Source organism: Agrococcus sp. UYP33 (genome assembly GCF_054060915.1).
Map to the genome: position 1 here is coordinate 908,054 of NZ_JBSSDR010000001.1, position 17,382 is coordinate 925,435.

Consider the following 17,382-nt stretch of genomic DNA (forward strand, 5'->3'; position numbering starts at 1 on the left):
GCCTACCGCGACGGCCAGGCGTCGGCCAGCCGCGCGAGCAGGCGCGCGAGCTCGGATCGCTCGGCGGGCGTGAGCGCCTCGGCCGCGATCGCGACCTCCGCGGCCCGCTCCTCCGCGTGCGCAGCGATGTGCGCGCGGCCCGCCTTCGTCGCCTCGATCACGACGCGTCGGCCGTCGCGAGGATCGGGGATGCGTCGCACCAGGCCCGCGTCGGCGAGTGACTGGATGAGCCGGGATGCGCGCGGCTGATCGACGCCGATGGCGTGCCCGAGGTCGGTGATCGACGCCGGCTCCTCAGCGCGCACGACGGCGTGCAGCATCCGCCGAGCGCCCATCGCGCCGCGCATGCCTCGCGCGCCGAACGGTCCCCCACGGCCCGCGCCGTCGCCGTGCTGCGCGTCCGGACGGCCGTCGCCGTGGGGCGGCGCGCCGTGGCCGCGCGGTCCGAAGCCATGCGGCCCGCCGTGCCCGAACGGGTGCCCGCCGGGGCCGAACGGCGGTCCGCCGCGTCCCGGCCGCGGCGGTCGGCGCATGCCGATGCGGTCGAGCGCATCGGCGATCTGCTGGGTCTCGGGGCTGGGATCTGGGATGGGGCCTTGACGTCCGTCCGACATGTATGTCACTCTACATGTACATGCACAATGACATGCAGTTGCACCGCCACCCGGACGGCACGCAGCAGCGGCCCGACGGCCGCCCCCCATCGAGAGGAGATCGCCATGCGATCCGACGACCACGTCACCCACGACGGTCAGCCCACCGACGGGCTCGACCGCACCGCCCCGCAGCACGACGCTGCCGAGCAGCACGACGCTCCGGAGCAGCACGACGCTGCTCCGCTCCCGGACGAGCCCGCCGCCGAGCAGCACCACGCTGACGAGCACGAGCACGCCGAGCACGAGCACGCCGAGCACCCGCACCACGACCCTGACGCACACCGGCACCCCGCCGGACACGGCTGCGGCCACCACGAGCGGCACGGCTTCGGCCGCCTGCACGGCGACCACCGCGACCGGCACGGCTTCGGTCGCGAGCACGGCGACCACCGCGAGCGTGCCGACCACCCGCGAGGGCACGGCTGGGGCCCGGGCGAGCAGCCCCACGGCCGCGGTGAGCAGCCGCACGGCTCCGCTCCGGGCTTCGGCCCGCGGGAGCACGGCTTCGGCCACCGGGAGCACGGCTTCGCCCCGCACCGCCACGGCTTCGGCCACGGCGGTCGAGGACGGCCGACGCTCGCACGCAGCATCGTGAAGTCCGCGCGGCGCATCCGCCACTCCGGCCTCACGCCGGAGCAGCTGCAGCACCGCATCGCGACCACGGTCAGCCACGCCGACTACGTCACCACCATGCGCACGCTGCGGCGCATCGGGATGGATCTGCGCCACCAGCGCTGATCCTGACCGAGCACCAGGGCGCCCTCGCTTCGGCGAGGGCGCCCTGGTGCGTCAGACGAGCGGGTCGGTCGGCAGCACCCGCTCCGCCTCGAACGACGGATGCGCGAGCACCCGGCCGATCAGCCGCGCACTGCCCCCGATGAGCGTCGTGTCGAGGTCCAGGTCGGTCGCGACCATCCACGCGGGAGACGCGTGGGGCTCGGTCGGCCACAGCAGGTTGGGCGTCCGCCCGGGGTGCGGCCAGTCCTCGCGCCAACCGAGGCCGGCGGCGCGCTCCCATGCGGGATCCGTGAACGCCGACAGCCGCCCGTGCAGCAGCACGTGCCCGCGGCCTCCATGTTCACGCGGCAGCCCGAGCACTTCCTGACGCTCCATCGCGAGCCGCACGTCGGGATCGACCGACGCGAGCTGCGCCGCGTATGCCGCCGACTGCAGCTCGGCGAGCCGCAGCTTGCGCTGCGCCGCGGTCATGCCGTCATCAGGGGACCAGGCGAACACGCCGGTGCTCGTCGTGTCGAGCCCGCTCCCCTCCCAGACCGCCGCGAGCACGTCGGCGTCGCCGTGCTCATCGAGCAGCAGCGCTGCGACCTCGGTCAGCAGCGGCAAGGGGACGTCGCCCTGGTGCGGCTCGTTCAGCCAGCCACCATCGGGCATCTCGAACTGCTGCTCGCCGAAGCGAGCGAGCCACGCGGTGTACGGCTGGCTGCGGCCCGCCCTGTCGCCGATCAGCTCGGCGGCCTCCGCCCAGGTGATCTCGCGCGACTCGAAGCGCTGGTTGCCCCACGCATCCGTCTCGCCGGTCGTCACGTCGAGCGTCGCCGGGTGCAGGATGCGCGCGTACGCGTCGAAGATCGGCGGCACGACCGCGCTGACCGAGAAGTCCTCGCGCAGCGCCTCCTGCACCCACCGCGCGACCTCGACGTCGTGCTCGACGCGCAGCGGCCCGGCCATCGCCCGAGCCTCAGTCGATCCGGGTGCGGTGGAAGCTCTGGAACGAGCGGGACGCCGTCGGTCCGCGCTGCCCCTGGTAGCGGTTGAGGTTCGGGCCCTGCCCGTACGGGTGCTCCGACGGCGACGAGAGCTGGAAGTAGCAGACCTGGCCGATCTTCATGCCCGGCCACAGCTTGATGGGCAGCGTCGACACGTTCGAGAGCTCGAGCGTGACGTGGCCCGAGAAGCCCGGGTCGATGAAGCCGGCGGTCGAGTGCGTCAAGAGCCCCAGTCGCCCCAGCGACGACTTGCCCTCGAGGCGCGCGGCGACGTCGTCGGGGAGCGTCACGCGCTCGTAGGTCGCGCCGAGCACGAACTCGCCGGGGTGCAGGATGAACGCCTCATCCGGCCCGACCTCGACGAGCCGCGTGAGCTCCGGCTGGTCCTCCGCGGGATCGATGAACGGGTACTTGTGGTTGTCGAAGAGCCGGAAGCCCTTGTCGAGACGCACGTCGACGCTCGACGGCTGCACCATGCCGAGGTCGAGCGGGTCGAGGGCGAGGTCGCCGGACGCGAGTCGGGCGCGGATGTCGCGGTCGCTGAGCAGCACGCGCCGAGCGTATCGCCCGCCATCTCGCCCATGTCGCGCTCAGCCTGGAGGAGGAAGATGGAGGCACGACGATCGGCGGAGGAGGCGACCATGGCGGTGCATCGCAATCGGCGCCTCGAGGACTGGATCGACCTCGCGGCCGCCGCGATCGAGCGGGCGCGCGCGTCGCTCGGCGACGCCGAGGTCGCGCGCCGCACCGAGGCCTCGGTCTCGGACGCCGACTACGAGACGACCGTGCGCGTGCTGCGCACGCTCGGCCGCGACCTGCAGTCCACCGGCCCCGACCTGAGCGCGCTCGACGCGCGACTGCGCGGTTCGGCCCACGTCGAGCACGCACCGCACGTGCCGTCAGCCCCGGAGGATGCTTCGGATGACGCTGGGAACGCTCCGGCGCGACCCCCGCTGGAGCGCGGCCCGCAGGCGACGCTCGACGAGCTGTCGTCGGACGACCTGGCCGAGCGCGGGGTGCGCCCGGCGGAGCTCGCGAAGCGGCTCGCGCGGCTGCGGAACCCGATCATGCCCCACCCGCGACAGGGCCGCGCCAAGTAGGTCCTGCTCAGCGCGCCCAGACGCCGCGCGCGACGCAGTAGACGCCGTAGACGATGAGTCCGACGGCTATCGCGACGAGCGCGACCACGCCGCCCGGCACTGTGGTGAGCGACTGGAGCGCGCCGTCGAGCCCGCCGGTCTCGCCCGGGTCGTGCCGCACGGCCGCGACGACGAACAGGCCGCCGACGATCGTCACCGCGACGCCCTTCGCGATGAAGCCCGGTGCGCCGAGCGCCTCGACGACGCGTCGGAACCGCCGCGGCGGGGCCACGTCCTCGAAGAACGTGCGCCGCGCGCCGCGGATCACGAAGGCGATGCCGACGCCGGCGATCACCAGCCCCGCGACGCCGAGCAGCCACGGCCCGACCGGATGCTGCAGCAGACCCGTCGAGAACGACTCCGTCGCATCCTCGCCGTCGACCGACCCGCCGAGCGCGAAGACGAGGGCCGTGCCCCCGACGACCGCGTGGCCGATGCCGCGGCCGGCCGCGCGCATCGCGTTGCGGCGCTGGCCGCGCGAGTCCGCGACGGCGATCACGAACGCGTGCAGCGCGAGCGCGACGAGCGCGACGCCGACCACCCACAGCGCCAGTCCGCCGACCGGGGTCTCGCGCAGGGCGCGCATCGCCCCGGACTGGTCGGCCGAGCCGCCGGCACCGAACGCGACGCTCAGCCCGATGCCGCCGATCACCATGTGCACGACGCCATTCGCGGACTGCCCCGCCGCCTCGACCCAGGAGGTCGCGCGATGGTCCTCGACCCCCGCTGCGGCGTCCTGCGCCTTGCGCGCTGGGCTGTGCGAGGCGCCGTCCTCGCCGTCGGCGCGCGGCCGCGCCTCCGGCCGCACGTCGCCCGCCATCGTCCGCCGGTTCAGCGCGACCAGAGGCCGCGGGCGAAGCAGTAGATGCCGTAGAGCATGAGCCCGACCGCGATGGCGATGAGCGCGATCACGCCGCCCGGCACGGTCGTGAGCGACTGGAGCGCGCCATCGAGGCCGCCCGCCTCCTCGGGGTCGTGGCGCACGGCGGCGATCACGAAGAGCCCGCCGACGATGACGATCGCGACGCCCTTCGCGATGTAGCCGGCGGTCCCGAGCACGTCGACGAGGCGGCGCCAGCGAGCGGGCGGCGCGACGTCCTCGCGGAACTTCCGCTTGGCGCCCTTGACGACGAAGTAGACGCCGATCGCGGCGATGCCTGCGCCGATGAGCCCGACGAGCAGCGCACCGAACGGGTTCGACATGAGCTGCGCCGAGAACGACTCGGTCTGCGACTCGCCGTCCGAGGTGCCGCCGGTCGCGACGACGAGCGCCGTGGCGCCGACGACGGCGTACGCCACGCCGCGCCCGGCCTCCTTGAGCGCGTCCTTCCACCCGCGGCGCGACGCGGCCACCGCCGCGACGAACGCGAGCAGCGCGAGCGCGATCAGCGCGAGCCCGACCGCCCACAGCGCGATGGCGCCGAGCGGCGACTCCTTGATCGCCTGCATGGCACCGGACTGATCGGCCGAGCCGCTGCCGCCGAACGCGACGCCGAGCGCGATCGCGCCGATCGCGAAGTGCACGATGCCGTTGGCGATCTGGCCGGCGCCCGTGACCCAGTCGGCCGCGCGATGCCGCTCGGCACCCGCCGCCGCATCCTGCGCCTTGTCGGTCGCCCAGCCAGCCGCGTCCTTGGCCGACGCCGCGGCGCTCGACCGCCCATCTCGGTTCATGACCCCACGCTAACGCTCAAGAGTGTCGATGGTTTCTCATCAAGGATCTGGCGTCCGCGTCGCGGCGGGGCCAAGATGTGGCCATGACCGGCGCCCACCGGCCCGTGATCCGCACCCCAGACCAGCGGCTCCGGGTGTTCGTGAGCTCGACGCTCCGTGAGCTCGCAGAGGAGCGCCGTGCCGCCAGGGCGGCGATCGAGCGCATCCGGCTCGCGCCCGTCATGTTCGAGCTGGGCGCGCGACCGCATCCGCCCCGCGCGCTCTACCGCTCCTACCTGTCGCAGAGCGACGTGTTCGTCGGCATCTACGCCGACAGCTACGGCTGGGTCGCGCCCGACGAGGAGGTCTCGGGGCTCGAGGACGAGTACAACCTCGCGCCGCCGGAGATGCCGAAGCTCATCTACATCCGCGCCTCCGAGCACCGCGAGCCGCGGCTCGAGGAGCTGATCGCGCGCATCCGCGAGGACGACTCCGCCGCCTACCTGCCGTTCGAGTCGGCCGCCGAGCTCGAGGAGAAGGTCTCGAACGACCTCGCGACGCTGCTCGCCGAGCGCTTCGACGAGTCGAAGCTGCAGCCGCAGGGTGGCGCGGAGGAGATCCCGCCGACCCCGGAGTCGCGCATCCCCGTGCCCCCGACCACGACGATCGGCCGCGAGCGCGAGATCGCGGAGGTGCGGGAGCTGTTCGAGCGCGGCACGAAGCTCGTGAGCCTCATCGGCCCTGGCGGGATCGGCAAGAGCCGGCTCGCGATCGAGGTCGCGCAGAGCACCGCCGACCTGTTCCCCGACGGCCGCTACTTCCTGCCGCTCGAGGGGGTGTTCGAGCCAGGGCTGCTCGTGCCCACGATCGCCTACGTGCTCGGCATCCGCGACACCGGCGAGGCGGCGCTCGAGGAGCGCATCGCGCGCGCGCTCGCCGGCCGGCGCGTGCTGCTCGTGCTCGACAACTTCGAGCAGATCGTCGAGGCGGCGCCGCTGCTCGTGCGGCTCTTCGCGGTCGCCCCGACGGTCTCGCTGCTCGTCACGAGCCGCACCGTGCTGCGGATCCGCGGCGAGCGCGTCTACGACGTCAAGGCGCTCGCGGTGCCCGACGCCGTCGCGCGAGCCGGCCCCGAGCGCGTGCGGCGATCCCCCGCCGGCGCGCTGTTCGTCGACCGCGCGCAGGCGGTGAAGCCCGACTTCGAGCTGACCGACGAGAACGCGGCGGCCGTCTCGGACATCTGCCGGCGGCTCGAGGGCCTGCCGCTCGCGATCGAGCTCGCGGCGGCGAAGGTGCGGCTGCTCACCCCGCGCGGCATCGCGCAGCGGCTCGAGCAGAGCCTGCCGCTGCTCACGGCTGCCGCCCGCGACCTGCCCAGCCGGCACCGCACGATGCGCGCCACGATCGACTGGAGCGTGAGCCTGCTGCCGCCCGAGCAGCGGGCGATGCTCGAGGACCTCGGCGTCTTCGCCCGCCAGTTCACGCTCGAGGCGGTCGAGGCGCTCGGCGAGGGCCGCCCGTGGGAGGGCCAGGCGATCGACGGCATCGCAGCGCTCGTCGACGCCTCGCTCGTGAAGCAGGCCGAGATCGGCGGCCGCTCGGTGCTCTCGCTGCTCGCGGTCGTGCGCGAGTACGCGCTCGGGCAGCTCAAGGAGCACGGCGAGGCGGGGCGGATGCGCGCGGCGCACGCCGACTACTACAGCGCCCTGGTCGCGGCGGTCGCCCCGGGCCTGCGCGGTGCGGGGCAGGGCGACGCGGTGGTGCAGCTCGGCCTCGAGCTGCCGAACCTCCGCGCGGCGGTGCGCCACCTCGTGCACATCGACCGGCTCGACGACGCGGGCGACTTCGCGTGGCGGCTGCTCGTCTACTGGTGGATCGCGGGCTTCTTCGGCGAGGTGCGGGTCTGGATGCTCGAGTTGCTCGGCAAGGACACCCCCATCACGCCCCACACCCGGGCGGTCGCCTGGTTCTTCTCGCTCTGGAGCGAGATGTGGCAGCACCCGACCGAGGAGGTCGTCGCCGGTCTCGGCGAGTGCGTGCGCCTGTTCACCGAGAGCGAGGACGGCGACGCCGCGGCGATGGCCGTCGCCGCGCGCGCGACCGCGCGCCTGCAGCTGCCGCTGCCCGACCTCGACACCGCCGAGCGCGAGCTGCGGGAGGCCGTGGAGCGGCTGCGCGAGCTCGGCAACCCCTGGGCGGAGGCGATCACGGAGGTGTCCCGCGGCCGCCTCGCGTGGCTCCGCGGCCTCACCGACGACGCGCAGTCGTGCTTCGACCGGGCGACCGAGGTCGCCGAGTCGGTCGGCGACCTCTTCACCGTCTCCGTCGCGGGCAACCACCAAGCGCGCCTGCAGCTCGTGCGGGGCGAGATCGACGCGGCGGAGGCGGGATGCGTGCGCACGCTGCTCGTCTCGGTGCGCCTGCACTTCGAGGAGGGCGTCGCGTACGCCCTCGAGGGGCTCTGCGCCGTGGCGGCGGCGCGCGGCGAGGCGGAGCGCGCGGGCACGCTGTGGGCGGTCGCCGACGGCATCCGCCAGCGCATCGGCGTCTTCGACGCGGAGGCGTTCACCGTGCACATGCCGCAGCTCGACGCCATCCGGGCGACGGAGCCACAGGGCGTCGCCGCCGGCGAGCGGCACGGCCGCGACCTGAGCGTCGCCGAGGCCATCGCCCTCGCGCTGCCCGAGCAGGAGCGCGAGCAGATCGCTCCCGCGCTGGCGAGCTGGTGACCGACGGCGGCCGGGCGCGCATCCGGACACCCGATCAGCGCCTGCGCGTCTTCGTCTCGTCGACGCTGCGCGAGCTCGAGGCGGAGCGACGAGCGGTGCGCGGCGCGATCGAGCGGCTGCGGCTCGCGCCCGTGATGTTCGAGCTCGGCGCGAGGCCGCACCCGCCCCGAGACCTCTACCGTGCCTACCTCGAGCAGAGCGACGTCTTCGTCGGCATCTACGCCGAGCGCTACGGGTGGGTCGCGCCGGGCGAGGACGTGTCGGGCCTCGAGGACGAGTACCGGCTCGCGCGGCCATCGATGCCCCGGCTCATCTACCTGCGCGAGGGCGCGACGCGGGAGCCGCGGCTCGACGAGCTCATCGAGCGCATCCAGTCGGATGACACGGCCTCCTACAAGACGTACCGGTCCCCCGACGACCTCGCCGAGCTCGTGGAGGCCGACCTCGCCACGCTGCTCGCCGAGCGGTTCGACGCCGCCGTCCGCCCGTCGCCGGCGCCCGATGCCCCGGGTACAGCGGCCCGCGACCTGCTCGCGGCCCGCATCCCCTCGCCGTACACGCGGCTCATCGGCAGGGAGCGCGAGGTCCGGGATGCGCTCGCGCTGCTCGCAGACCGCGGCACCCGGCTCGTCACGCTCCTCGGACCGGGCGGCATCGGCAAGAGCCGGCTCGCGATCGCCGTCGCCGAGGCCGCCGCGCAGGACCGCGACCGGTTCCCCGACGGCGCCGCGTTCGTGCCGCTCGAGAACGTGCTCGAGCCCGCTCTGCTGCTGCCCGCGATCGGCGCAGCCATCGGCGTGCGCGACACCGGCGAGCTGCCGCTCGAGGAGCGGCTCGCGATCGCGCTCCGCGGGCGCCGCATGCTGTTCGTGCTCGACAACTTCGAGCAGCTCGTCGCCGCCGCGCCGATCGTCGCGCGGCTGTTCACGATCGCACCGGATGCGTCGTTCCTGGTGACGAGCCGGGCCGTGCTGCGGGTGCGCGGCGAGCGCGTCGTCGAGGTGCCGCCGCTCGCGACGCACGACCCGGCGTCGCCCGACTCGATCGCGCGAGCGCGCTCCTCCCCTGCCGTCGAGCTGCTCGTCGAGCGGGCGCACGCGGTCAAGCCCGACTTCGAGGTCACCGACGCGAACGTCGAGGCGATCGTGGGCATCTGCCGCGTGCTCGAGGGCATCCCGCTCGCGATCGAGCTCGCGGCGGCGCGGATGCGGGTGCTCACGCCTGCCGGCATCCTGCAGCGGCTCGACCACCAGCTGCCGCTGCTCGTCGACGCGTCGCGGGACCTGCCGCCGCGGCAGCGCACGCTCCGCTCCACGATCGAGTGGTCGACCGGTCTGCTGACCGAACCGGAGCGGCGGGTGCTGCGTGACCTGTCGGTCTTCTCGCCCGGCTTCACGCTCGAGTCGATCGAGGCGCTCGGTGAGGGGCGCGGCTGGGACGCCGACGTCATGGCCGTGCTCGAGACGCTCGTCGACAGCTCGCTGCTGCGACAGGAGGACATGGGCGGCGAGCCGGTGTTCTCGATGCTCGCCACCGTGCGGGAGCACGGCGTCGAGCGACTGCGCGAGGCCGGCGACGAGCGGGCCGCCCGGGACGCGCACGCCGCCGTCTACCTCGAGCTCGCGCGGCGCGAGGGGCGCGGGCTCGGCTTCAGCCAGCAGGTCGGCGCGGTCGCGCGCCTCAACCTCGAGCGCGGCAACCTCCGCACGGCGGTGCGGCACCTCACGAGCGGGGGTGATGTCGAGACCGCCGCCGACATGGCGTGGCGGCTGTTCCTCTACTGGTGGGTGGGCGAGTTCCTCATCGAGGTCGCGATGTGGATGGACGAGGTGGTGGCGAGCCCGCCCGGCTCCGTCTCACCGCGCGCGACCGCGATCGCCACCTTCTACGTGTCGTGGCGCGACATGTGGCTCGCACCCTCGCACGAGATCCCGACGGCCCTGCTCGGCGCCGCGCAGGCCTTCGCCGACAGCGGCGACGAGCTCGGCGCCACCATGGCCGTCGCGACCGCCGGGCTCGCCGAGATCAACACCGCCGACCCCGACATCGCGCAGGCCTCGGCATGGCTGCAGGATGGCGCGCGCCGGTTCCGCGAGCTCGGCGCCGGCTGGGGCGAGTCGCTCGCGCTCGTCGCGCTCGGGCGCATCTCGGTGCTCACCGGCGACCTCGAGGCCGCCACCGCCGACTTCCGGCGAGCGGTGGAGGCCGCGGTCGGCAGCGGCGACCGGTTCACCGCGAGCGTCGCCAGGCATCACCTCGGACGGGCGCTGCTGCTGAGCGGCTCGCCCGACGACGCGGAGCCGCTGTTCCTCGACGCCGTCGCGACCTCCGTGGGACTCCGGCACGAGGAGGGCATCGCCTACGGCATCGAGGGGCTCGCGGCCATCGCCGCGGCGCGCGACGACGTCGACCGCGCAGGCGTGCTCGCCGGTGCGGCCGCCGCCATCCGTGCCCGCACCGCCGTCTTCGACGCGCCCGCCTTCGTCTTCCACACCCGCTACCTCGACGAGCTCGCCAGCCGGGGTGACGCCGAGCGCCTGCGCGCCGCCGAGCAGCGCGGGCGCGACTACGGCGCGTTCGAGGCGGCCGAGTACGCGCTCACCGGAGGCATTGCGACGGGATCCTGATCGGCTCGCCCTGCGGCCTCGGCTAGCGTGGCCGCACCGACCGAGGGAGCAGCATGCGCGAGTCCAGCGACGAGTCCGGCACGACGACCACCTGGCACGGCGAGGAGGGCGAACCGCTCGTCGTGCTCGCGCACGACTGGAACGGCCGACTGCCGTGGATCGACGAGCTCGCCGCTCGGCTGGCGACGGAGGGCTACCGCGTGGCGGTGCCGGACCTCTTCGGCGGTCGCACCACGACCGACGACGACGAGGCCGGCGAGCTGCTTCGGGAGCGCCTCGACGACCTGCCGGGAGCCCTCCACCTCGTGAGCGAGGCGATCGGCGAGGCGCGGGCGCTCGGCAGCACGAGTGCGGCGATCGTCGGCTTCTCGATGGGCGCCACGATCGGGCTCGCCTACGCCGCGCAGGGGTCGCTCGACGCGGTCGTCGCCTACTACGGCACGACCCGCGGCACCGTGACGCCGCGGGTGCCGGTGCTGTTCCAGCTGGCCGAGACCGACGACTGGACCGGGCGGGAGTCGCCCGAGGAGCTGCAGGCCCGGCTCACGGCCGAGGGCTTCGACGGCATCGAGGTGCGCCACTACGAGGGCGCCGTGCACGGCTTCCAGAACGCGCAGATCGAGCGCCGGTTCTCCGCGGACGCATCGGCTGCGGCCTGGTCGTCGACGCTCGCGTTCCTCGACGCCCATCTGCGCCCGGCCGCGTCGTCGTCGACGCCGCCGATCGCGCCGGTCGAGTAGGGCTCGCGCCCCGATCCTGACGGCGCAGCCCGCGGCGGCGCAGCGGGCTATGCGGCGACAGGGGGCGCGAAGCTCGTGCGCAGCAGCCGCTCGAGCGCCGGCACGCCCTCCGCGAGCGCCGCGCGCTGCCGCGCGGCTCCGTTCCCCTCGGCGCGGAGCCGCGCGATGAGCGCCTCGACGCGATCGCGGTCGCCCGATGCGTCGAGCGCGGGACGCACCGCGTCGAGCATGCGCTCGATCACGTGCCGGGCGGGCGCGATCGACGCGGTCACCGGGTCGACGAGCACGTCGTCGAGCCCGTGGCGCGCGGCGTGCCACACCGCGGCGTCGAGGTGCTCGGCGTGGGCGGCCGCCGCGGCGTGCGGCAGGTCGCCGGCGGCCGCCGACTCCACGAGGGCGCGGGCCAGGAGGGCGGCCCCCACCGTCTCGTCGGCGGTCAGCTGCGCGTCGAACACGCGCAGCTCGATCGTCGGGTAGCGCTCGGCCAGCCGCATCATCCAGAAGATCGACGACCGATCGAGCGTCGCGCCGAGGCCGACCAGGGCGCGCACGCGCCGGTCGTAGTCGGCGGCATCCGCGAACGCCGGCGGCACCGACGCCGTCGTGAAGCGGCGTCCCACGATGGTGCGCCAGCTCGCGAACCCGGTGTCGACGCCGCCGAAGCACGGGGAGTTCGCCGTCAGGGCGAGCAGCGGAGCGAGCCACGGCCGCAGCGCGCGCATCACGGCGACGCCCTCCTCGCGCGACGAGACCGCGACGTGCACGTGCAGCCCCTGGATGCGGTGGTCGGGATGGATGGCGCCCAGCTCCTGCGCGAAGCGCGCGTACCGCTCCCCCGCCCCGGTCGCCGACCGGCCGGCGCCGTACGCGGTGCCGGAGCTCGCGGCCAGCAGCCCGCGGCGCGCGACCGCGCCCGCGACCGCGCGCCGGAACTCGCGCACCACCCGGTCGGCCGCATCCGCATCGGCGAGCACCGGCGACGAGAACTCGACCTGCGCGCGCAGGTACTCGTGGGTGATCCAGTGCACGTCGGCATCGGAGTGCTCGAGCTCGGCGATCACCTCGTCGGCGACGTCGACCGGCGCGAGCGAGCCCGGTTCGAGCAGGATCACCTCCTCCTCGACGCCGAACGTGCGAGGGCCGCGCCGCACAGGATGCTGCAGGGTCATGCGCGGATCATCCCCCCGCACCCTGGACGCCGACCGCACGCGCGCGCGATCGACTCCCAGCCGCGGGGACTGGTGGAAGTCCAGGTGGATCGGGGACAGTGAGCACATGCGCGCGATCTGGAAGGGCTCGATCACCTTCGGGCTGGTCAATGTGCCCGTGAAGCTCTACTCGGCGACCGAGGAGCACGACCTGCAGCTGCACCAGGTGCACGACGCCGACGGCGGTCGGATCCGGTACGAGCGCAAGTGCGAGGTGTGCGGCAAGAAGATCGCGTACGAGCACATCGACAAGGCGTACGACGACGGCGAGCAGACCGTCGTGCTGACCGGCGAGGACCTCGAGGCACTGCCCGCCGAGCGCAGCCGCGAGATCGAGGTGCTCGAGTTCGTGCCCAACGAGCAGATCGACCCGATCCTGTTCGAGCGCAGCTACTACCTCGAGCCCGACTCCAAGAGCCCGAAGGCCTACGTGCTGCTGCGCCGCGTGCTCGAGGAGACCGAGCGCACCGCGGTCGTGCGCATCTCGCTGCGGCAGCGCACGCGGCTCGCGACGATGCGGGTGCGCGACGACGTGCTGCTCGTGCAGACCATCCGCTGGTCCGACGAGGTGCGGGCGGCCGAGTTCTCGGCGCTCGACGACGACGTCACGGTCGGCAAGCGCGAGATGGACCTCGCCCGCTCGATCGTGCGCGACCTCGAGGCCGACTTCGAGCCGGAGCAGTACGTCGACGAGTACCAGGAGCAGCTGCGCACCCTCGTCGAGGCGAAGCTCGAGCAGGGCGACGCGCTCAACACCGCCGCGACCTTCGGCGAGACCGAGGAGGACGAGGGCGCCGAGGTGATCGACCTGCTCGAGGCGCTGCAGCGCTCCGTCGAGAAGCGCAAGGGGTCGAGCGCGAAGGCCGACGCGGAGGACGCCGACGATGCGGATGCGGATGCGGCTCCGAAGGAGGCCGCGCCGGCGAAGCGCACGTCGAGGTCGACGGCGGCGACGTCCACGGCCACGAAGACGGCCGCGGCCAAGAAGCCGGCCGCGAAGAAGCCCGCTGCGAAGTCGGCCGCGACGAAGACCGCGGCCTCGAAGGCTGCGGCCTCGAAGCCTGCGGCGAAGACGGCCGCGGCCAAGAAGCCGGCGGCGAAGTCCACGGCGGCGAGCAAGCGGAAGTCCGCCTGAGGTGGCGGCGGCCGATCGCATCGTCGTCGGCGGGCGGAGCCTGCGCTTCTCCAACCCCGACAAGGTGCTGTATCCGTCGACCGGCACGACGAAGCGCGACGTGCTCGAGTACGTGCTCCGCGCATCCGGGCCGCTCATCGCGCACGCCGGCGGCCGCCCCGTCACCCGCAAGCGCTGGGTCGAGGGCGTCGGCACCGAGCAGCAGCCGGGACAGGTCTTCTTCCAGAAGACGCTCGAGCGGGGCGCGCCGGACTGGATCCAGACGGTCGAGCTGCAGCACTCGACCGGGCCGAAGCAGTACCCGGTGCTGTCCGAGCCGGCCGCGCTCGCGTGGATGGCGCAGATGGGCGCGCTCGAGCTGCACGTGCCGCAGTGGCGCATGCTCGACGGCGATCGGCAGAACCCGGACCGGCTCGTGCTCGACCTCGACCCCGGCGAGGGCGCCGACCTCGACGACTGCGCGCAGGTGGCGCTCTGGGTGCGCGAGCTGCTCGAGGACATCGGACTGCATCCCGTGCCGCTCACGAGCGGCTCGAAGGGCATCCACATGTACGCGCGGCTCGACGGCACGGTGACGAGCGAGCAGGCGAGCGAGGTCGCGCACCAGCTCGCCCGCTCGCTCGAGGCGATGCATCCCGAGCTCATCGTCAGCGACATGAAGAAGTCGCTGCGCACCGGCAAGGTGCTGCTCGACTGGAGCCAGAACTCCGGCTCGAAGACGACCGTCGCGCCCTACTCGCTGCGCGGCCGGCTGCTGCCGACCGTCGCCGCCCCGCGCACGTGGGAGGAGATCGAATCCGGCGGCCTGCAGCAGCTGGAGTACACCGAGGTGCTCGAGCGGCTCGAGCGCGACGGCGACCTGATCGCCTCGCTCGACCCGCCGCCCGACCGGCTCGCGAAGTACCGCGGCATGCGGTCGGCGCACCGCACGCCCGAGCCCGTCCCCGCCGAGCCGCCCACCTCGACCGACGGGCGCTCGTGGGTCGTGCAGAAGCATCGGGCGAGCAGGCTGCACTACGACTTCCGGCTCGAGCAGGACGGGGTGCTCGTGTCGTGGGCGGTGCCGAAGGGTCTGCCGTCCACCCCGAAGCAGAACCGCCTGGGGGTGCAGACCGAGGACCACCCGCTCGAGTACGGCTCGTTCGAGGGCACGATCCCCAAGGGTGAGTACGGCGCCGGCACGGTGCAGATCTGGGATGCGGGCACGTACGAGCTCGAGAAGTGGCGCGACGACGAGGTGATCGCGACGCTGCACGGCCGGCCCGACGGCGGTCTCGGCGGCGACCCGTACCGGTTCGCGCTCATCCGCACCGACGCCGACAAGCGGCAGTGGCTCGTGCACCGGATGAAGGAGCAGGACGCCGAGCGCGACGCGCGGCTGAAGGGCTACGCGCCGTCGAAGGCGGCCGCGGCGCGCGAGGCGCAGGGCGAGGCGGGAGACGCCGACGTCGATGCAGAGGCCGACACGGCCGCGGCGGCGGCGCCCCCGAAGCGTCGGCTCGGCAAGAAGCTCGGCTCCGGGCGCCCGAAGGGCGACCGCGTGACCGACCTGCGGCCGATGCTCGCGTCGCTCAGCGACGCATCCGCCATCGACGACGAGCGCGAGTGGTCGTTCGAGGTGAAGTGGGACGGCTGGCGGGTGATCGTCGAGCGCAGCGGCACGACGGTGCGGCTGCTGAGCCGCAACGGCCGCGACCTGTCGGGGGCCTTCCCCGACCTCGTGGAGGCGGTGCCGACCGCGGTCGCCACGGATGCGGTGCTCGACGGCGAGATCGTCATCCTGAAGCGCGGCGCGGCCGACTTCGAGGCGCTGCAGGACCGGGGCGGGCTCAGCGGGCGGCAGGCGGCGCGGGCCGCGAAGGCGCGGCCTGCGACGATCATGCTCTTCGACCTGCTCGAGGAGGAGGGCGAGCGGCTCCTCGACGAGCGGCTCGACGACCGGCAGTCGCGGCTCGACGCCCTCGTGCACGAGAGCGCGCGGGTGAAGATCTCGAAGCCGCTGCGCGGATCGCTCGAGCGGATCCTCGAGGTGACGGCCGAGCGCGGGCTCGAGGGCGTGATGGCGAAGCGGCACGACAGCCGCTACCGGCCGGGCAAGCGGAGCGACGACTGGCGCAAGCTCAAGCACCAGCAGATGGAGGAGGTCGTCGTCATCGGCTGGCTCGAGGGCAACGGGTCGCTCACCGGCACCGTCGGCTCGCTCGTGCTCGCGCGACCGGGCGAGGGCGGACGGCTGCAGTACGCCGGCCGCGTCGGCTCGGGCTTCTCGGGGGCCGACCGCGACCGGCTGCGCGACCAGCTGCGGCCGCGGAGGACGACGCCCGCCGTCGACGGCGTGCCCGCCGACGTCGCGAAGAAGGTGCGCTGGGTGCGGGCGGCGGTCGGCGAGGTGGAGCACGCCGAGCGCACGACCTCCGGCGCGCTCCGGCACCCGGTCTGGCGCGGCCTCCGCGCCGACAAGACGGTCGCCGACCTCGCGGTCTAGCCCCCTCCTCCGCTGGTCCAGCACCGGCCGCCCACCTTGCTGGTCGAGTAGCAGCCGACGCAGTCGGCCGCGTATCGAGACCACCCCACCCCCGCCTGCCAGACTCCCTCCCATGACCACCGACCTCCTCGACATCGCCTCGCTGCTCAGCGACGAGGAGCGCGCCGTGCAGTCGCGCGTCCGCGCGCTCGTCGACCGCGAGGTCAAGCCGCACATCGCCGACTGGTTCGAGCGCGGCCACTTCCCGCGCGAGCTCGTGCCGGCGCTCGCCGCCGAGGGGCTGCTCGGCATGCACCTCACGGGCCACGGATGCGCCGGCCGCAGCGCCGTCGAGTACGGCCTCGCGATGGCGGAGCTCGAGGCCGGCGACAGCGGCATCCGCACGTTCGTCTCGGTGCAGGGATCGCTCGCGATGACGGCGATCGCCAAGCACGGCTCCGACGCGCAGCGCGACGCCTGGCTGCCGCGCATGGCCGATGGCTCGGCGATCGGCTGCTTCGCGCTCACCGAGCCGGATGCCGGCAGCGACCCCGGCGCGATGCGCACGGTCGCGCGCCGCGACGGCGACGACTGGATCCTCGACGGCACGAAGCGCTGGATCGGCCTCGCCTCGATCGCCGACGTCGCCGTCGTCTGGGCGCAGACCGACGAAGGGGTGCGCGGCTTCCTCGTCGAGACATCATCGCCCGGCTTCACCGCGACGCCGATCGCGCCGAAGCTGTCGATGCGGGCGTCGATCCAGTGCGACATCGCGCTCGACGGCGTGCGGGTGCCCGAGTCGATGCGGCTGCCGGACGCCCGCGGCCTGCGAGCGCCGTTCGAGTGCCTGAGCGAGGCGCGCTTCGGGATCGCGTGGGGTGCGCTCGGCGCCGCGCGCGACGCGCTCGAGACGACGCTCGCCTACGTCGGCGAGCGCGAGGTCTTCGGCCGCCCGCTCGCCGGCATGCAGCTCACCCAGGCGAGGCTCGCCGAGATGGTGCTCGCGCTGCAGCAGGCGCAGCTGCTCGCGCTGCACCTCGGGCGGCGCAAGGACGCCGGGCTGCTGCGCCCGCACGAGATCTCGATGGGCAAGCTCGCCTCCTGCCGAGCGGCGATCGACATCTGCCGCGAGGCGCGGGCGCTGCTGGGCGGCAACGGCATCACGCTCGACCTCTCGCCCATGCGGCACGCCGCCAACCTCGAGAGCGTGCGCACCTACGAGGGCACCGACGAGGTGCACACGCTCGTGATCGGGCAGGCGCTGACGGGGCTGAGCGCGTTCCGCGGCTGAGCGCGGCACTGCT

14 protein-coding genes are annotated in these 17,382 nt (G+C 74.0%); 8 read left to right on the plus strand and 6 right to left on the minus strand.

Annotation, left to right across the window (positions count from 1 at the left end):
- Positions 1-2 precede the first annotated feature (2 nt).
- Positions 3-614, minus strand: coding sequence for a MarR family winged helix-turn-helix transcriptional regulator (locus ACVWW9_RS04425; RefSeq protein ID WP_456514547.1), 612 nt, complete (start codon positions 612-614; stop codon positions 3-5).
- 105 nt (positions 615-719) lie between these two features.
- Between ACVWW9_RS04425 and ACVWW9_RS04430 the strand changes: the two genes are divergently transcribed.
- Positions 720-1,394: a hypothetical protein gene (locus ACVWW9_RS04430; protein ID WP_456514548.1), complete on the plus strand. Its 675-nt coding sequence runs from the start codon at positions 720-722 to the stop codon at positions 1,392-1,394.
- A 51-nt stretch (positions 1,395-1,445) separates the two neighbouring features.
- On the opposite strand, the gene ACVWW9_RS04435 is transcribed toward ACVWW9_RS04430, so the two are convergent.
- Both ACVWW9_RS04435 and dcd read right to left on the minus strand, forming a co-directional pair.
- A complete protein-coding gene (locus tag ACVWW9_RS04435) occupies positions 1,446-2,345 on the minus strand; it encodes a hypothetical protein (protein WP_456514549.1) in 900 nt (299 codons plus the stop codon).
- A gap of 10 nt (positions 2,346-2,355) precedes the next feature.
- Positions 2,356-2,934, minus strand: a complete 579-nt coding sequence (gene dcd / locus ACVWW9_RS04440; protein WP_123696517.1) for a dCTP deaminase — start codon at positions 2,932-2,934, stop codon at positions 2,356-2,358.
- Positions 2,935-2,991: 57 nt separating this feature from the next.
- Here dcd and ACVWW9_RS04445 point away from each other — a divergent pair, with 57 nt between their 5' ends.
- Complete coding sequence (locus tag ACVWW9_RS04445) at positions 2,992-3,483, plus strand: hypothetical protein (RefSeq protein WP_456514550.1); 492 nt, start codon at positions 2,992-2,994, stop codon at positions 3,481-3,483.
- A 7-nt stretch (positions 3,484-3,490) separates the two neighbouring features.
- Here ACVWW9_RS04445 and ACVWW9_RS04450 read toward each other — a convergent pair whose 3' ends face one another.
- On the minus strand, positions 3,491-4,342 hold the full coding sequence (locus tag ACVWW9_RS04450) for a DUF1206 domain-containing protein (RefSeq protein WP_456514551.1): 852 nt from the start codon (positions 4,340-4,342) through the stop codon (positions 3,491-3,493).
- 11 nt (positions 4,343-4,353) lie between these two features.
- Entirely contained in the window at positions 4,354-5,196 is an 843-nt protein-coding gene (locus ACVWW9_RS04455) for a DUF1206 domain-containing protein (protein ID WP_456514552.1), read from the minus strand.
- 83 nt (positions 5,197-5,279) lie between these two features.
- Between ACVWW9_RS04455 and ACVWW9_RS04460 the strand changes: the two genes are divergently transcribed.
- Genes ACVWW9_RS04460 through ACVWW9_RS04470 form a run of 3 tightly spaced genes read left to right on the plus strand, consistent with a single transcriptional unit; the run spans position 5,280 to position 11,271 of the window.
- Complete coding sequence (locus ACVWW9_RS04460; RefSeq protein ID WP_456514553.1) at positions 5,280-7,904, plus strand: DUF4062 domain-containing protein; 2,625 nt, start codon at positions 5,280-5,282, stop codon at positions 7,902-7,904.
- A complete protein-coding gene (locus ACVWW9_RS04465) occupies positions 7,901-10,531 on the plus strand; it encodes an ATP-binding protein (RefSeq protein ID WP_456514554.1) in 2,631 nt (876 codons plus the stop codon). The genes ACVWW9_RS04460 and ACVWW9_RS04465 overlap by 4 nt, the downstream gene beginning before the upstream one ends.
- A 53-nt stretch (positions 10,532-10,584) precedes the next feature.
- Positions 10,585-11,271, plus strand: coding sequence for a dienelactone hydrolase family protein (locus ACVWW9_RS04470; protein WP_456514555.1), 687 nt, complete (start codon positions 10,585-10,587; stop codon positions 11,269-11,271).
- Positions 11,272-11,318: 47 nt separating this feature from the next.
- Here the strand turns inward: ACVWW9_RS04470 and ACVWW9_RS04475 are convergent, their stop codons facing one another.
- A complete protein-coding gene (locus tag ACVWW9_RS04475) occupies positions 11,319-12,440 on the minus strand; it encodes a carboxylate-amine ligase (protein WP_456514556.1) in 1,122 nt (373 codons plus the stop codon).
- Between the two features lie 106 nt (positions 12,441-12,546).
- Between ACVWW9_RS04475 and ku the strand changes: the two genes are divergently transcribed.
- From ku to ACVWW9_RS04490, 3 genes are all read left to right on the plus strand, one after another.
- Positions 12,547-13,614 (plus strand): non-homologous end joining protein Ku, encoded by a 1,068-nt coding sequence (gene ku, locus ACVWW9_RS04480; protein ID WP_456514557.1) that lies wholly within the window; start codon positions 12,547-12,549, stop codon positions 13,612-13,614.
- A 1-nt stretch (position 13,615) separates the two neighbouring features.
- Positions 13,616-16,099, plus strand: a complete 2,484-nt coding sequence (locus tag ACVWW9_RS04485) for an ATP-dependent DNA ligase (protein ID WP_456514558.1) — start codon at positions 13,616-13,618, stop codon at positions 16,097-16,099.
- A gap of 112 nt (positions 16,100-16,211) precedes the next feature.
- Entirely contained in the window at positions 16,212-17,369 is a 1,158-nt protein-coding gene (locus ACVWW9_RS04490; protein WP_456514559.1) for an acyl-CoA dehydrogenase family protein, read from the plus strand.
- Positions 17,370-17,382 lie beyond the last annotated feature (13 nt).

Coding starts and splice junctions, on each gene's coding strand:
- ACVWW9_RS04445 (WP_456514550.1), top strand. CDS start 2,992: ATGGAGGCACGACGATCGGCGGAGGAGGCGACCATGGCGGTGCATCGC.
- ku (WP_456514557.1), top strand. CDS start 12,547: ATGCGCGCGATCTGGAAGGGCTCGATCACCTTCGGGCTGGTCAATGTG.
- ACVWW9_RS04425 (WP_456514547.1), bottom strand. CDS start 614: ATGTCGGACGGACGTCAAGGCCCCATCCCAGATCCCAGCCCCGAGACC.
- ACVWW9_RS04475 (WP_456514556.1), bottom strand. CDS start 12,440: ATGACCCTGCAGCATCCTGTGCGGCGCGGCCCTCGCACGTTCGGCGTC.
- ACVWW9_RS04435 (WP_456514549.1), bottom strand. CDS start 2,345: ATGGCCGGGCCGCTGCGCGTCGAGCACGACGTCGAGGTCGCGCGGTGG.
- ACVWW9_RS04455 (WP_456514552.1), bottom strand. CDS start 5,196: ATGAACCGAGATGGGCGGTCGAGCGCCGCGGCGTCGGCCAAGGACGCG.
- ACVWW9_RS04430 (WP_456514548.1), top strand. CDS start 720: ATGCGATCCGACGACCACGTCACCCACGACGGTCAGCCCACCGACGGG.
- ACVWW9_RS04460 (WP_456514553.1), top strand. CDS start 5,280: ATGACCGGCGCCCACCGGCCCGTGATCCGCACCCCAGACCAGCGGCTC.
- ACVWW9_RS04450 (WP_456514551.1), bottom strand. CDS start 4,342: ATGGCGGGCGACGTGCGGCCGGAGGCGCGGCCGCGCGCCGACGGCGAG.
- ACVWW9_RS04490 (WP_456514559.1), top strand. CDS start 16,212: ATGACCACCGACCTCCTCGACATCGCCTCGCTGCTCAGCGACGAGGAG.
- ACVWW9_RS04470 (WP_456514555.1), top strand. CDS start 10,585: ATGCGCGAGTCCAGCGACGAGTCCGGCACGACGACCACCTGGCACGGC.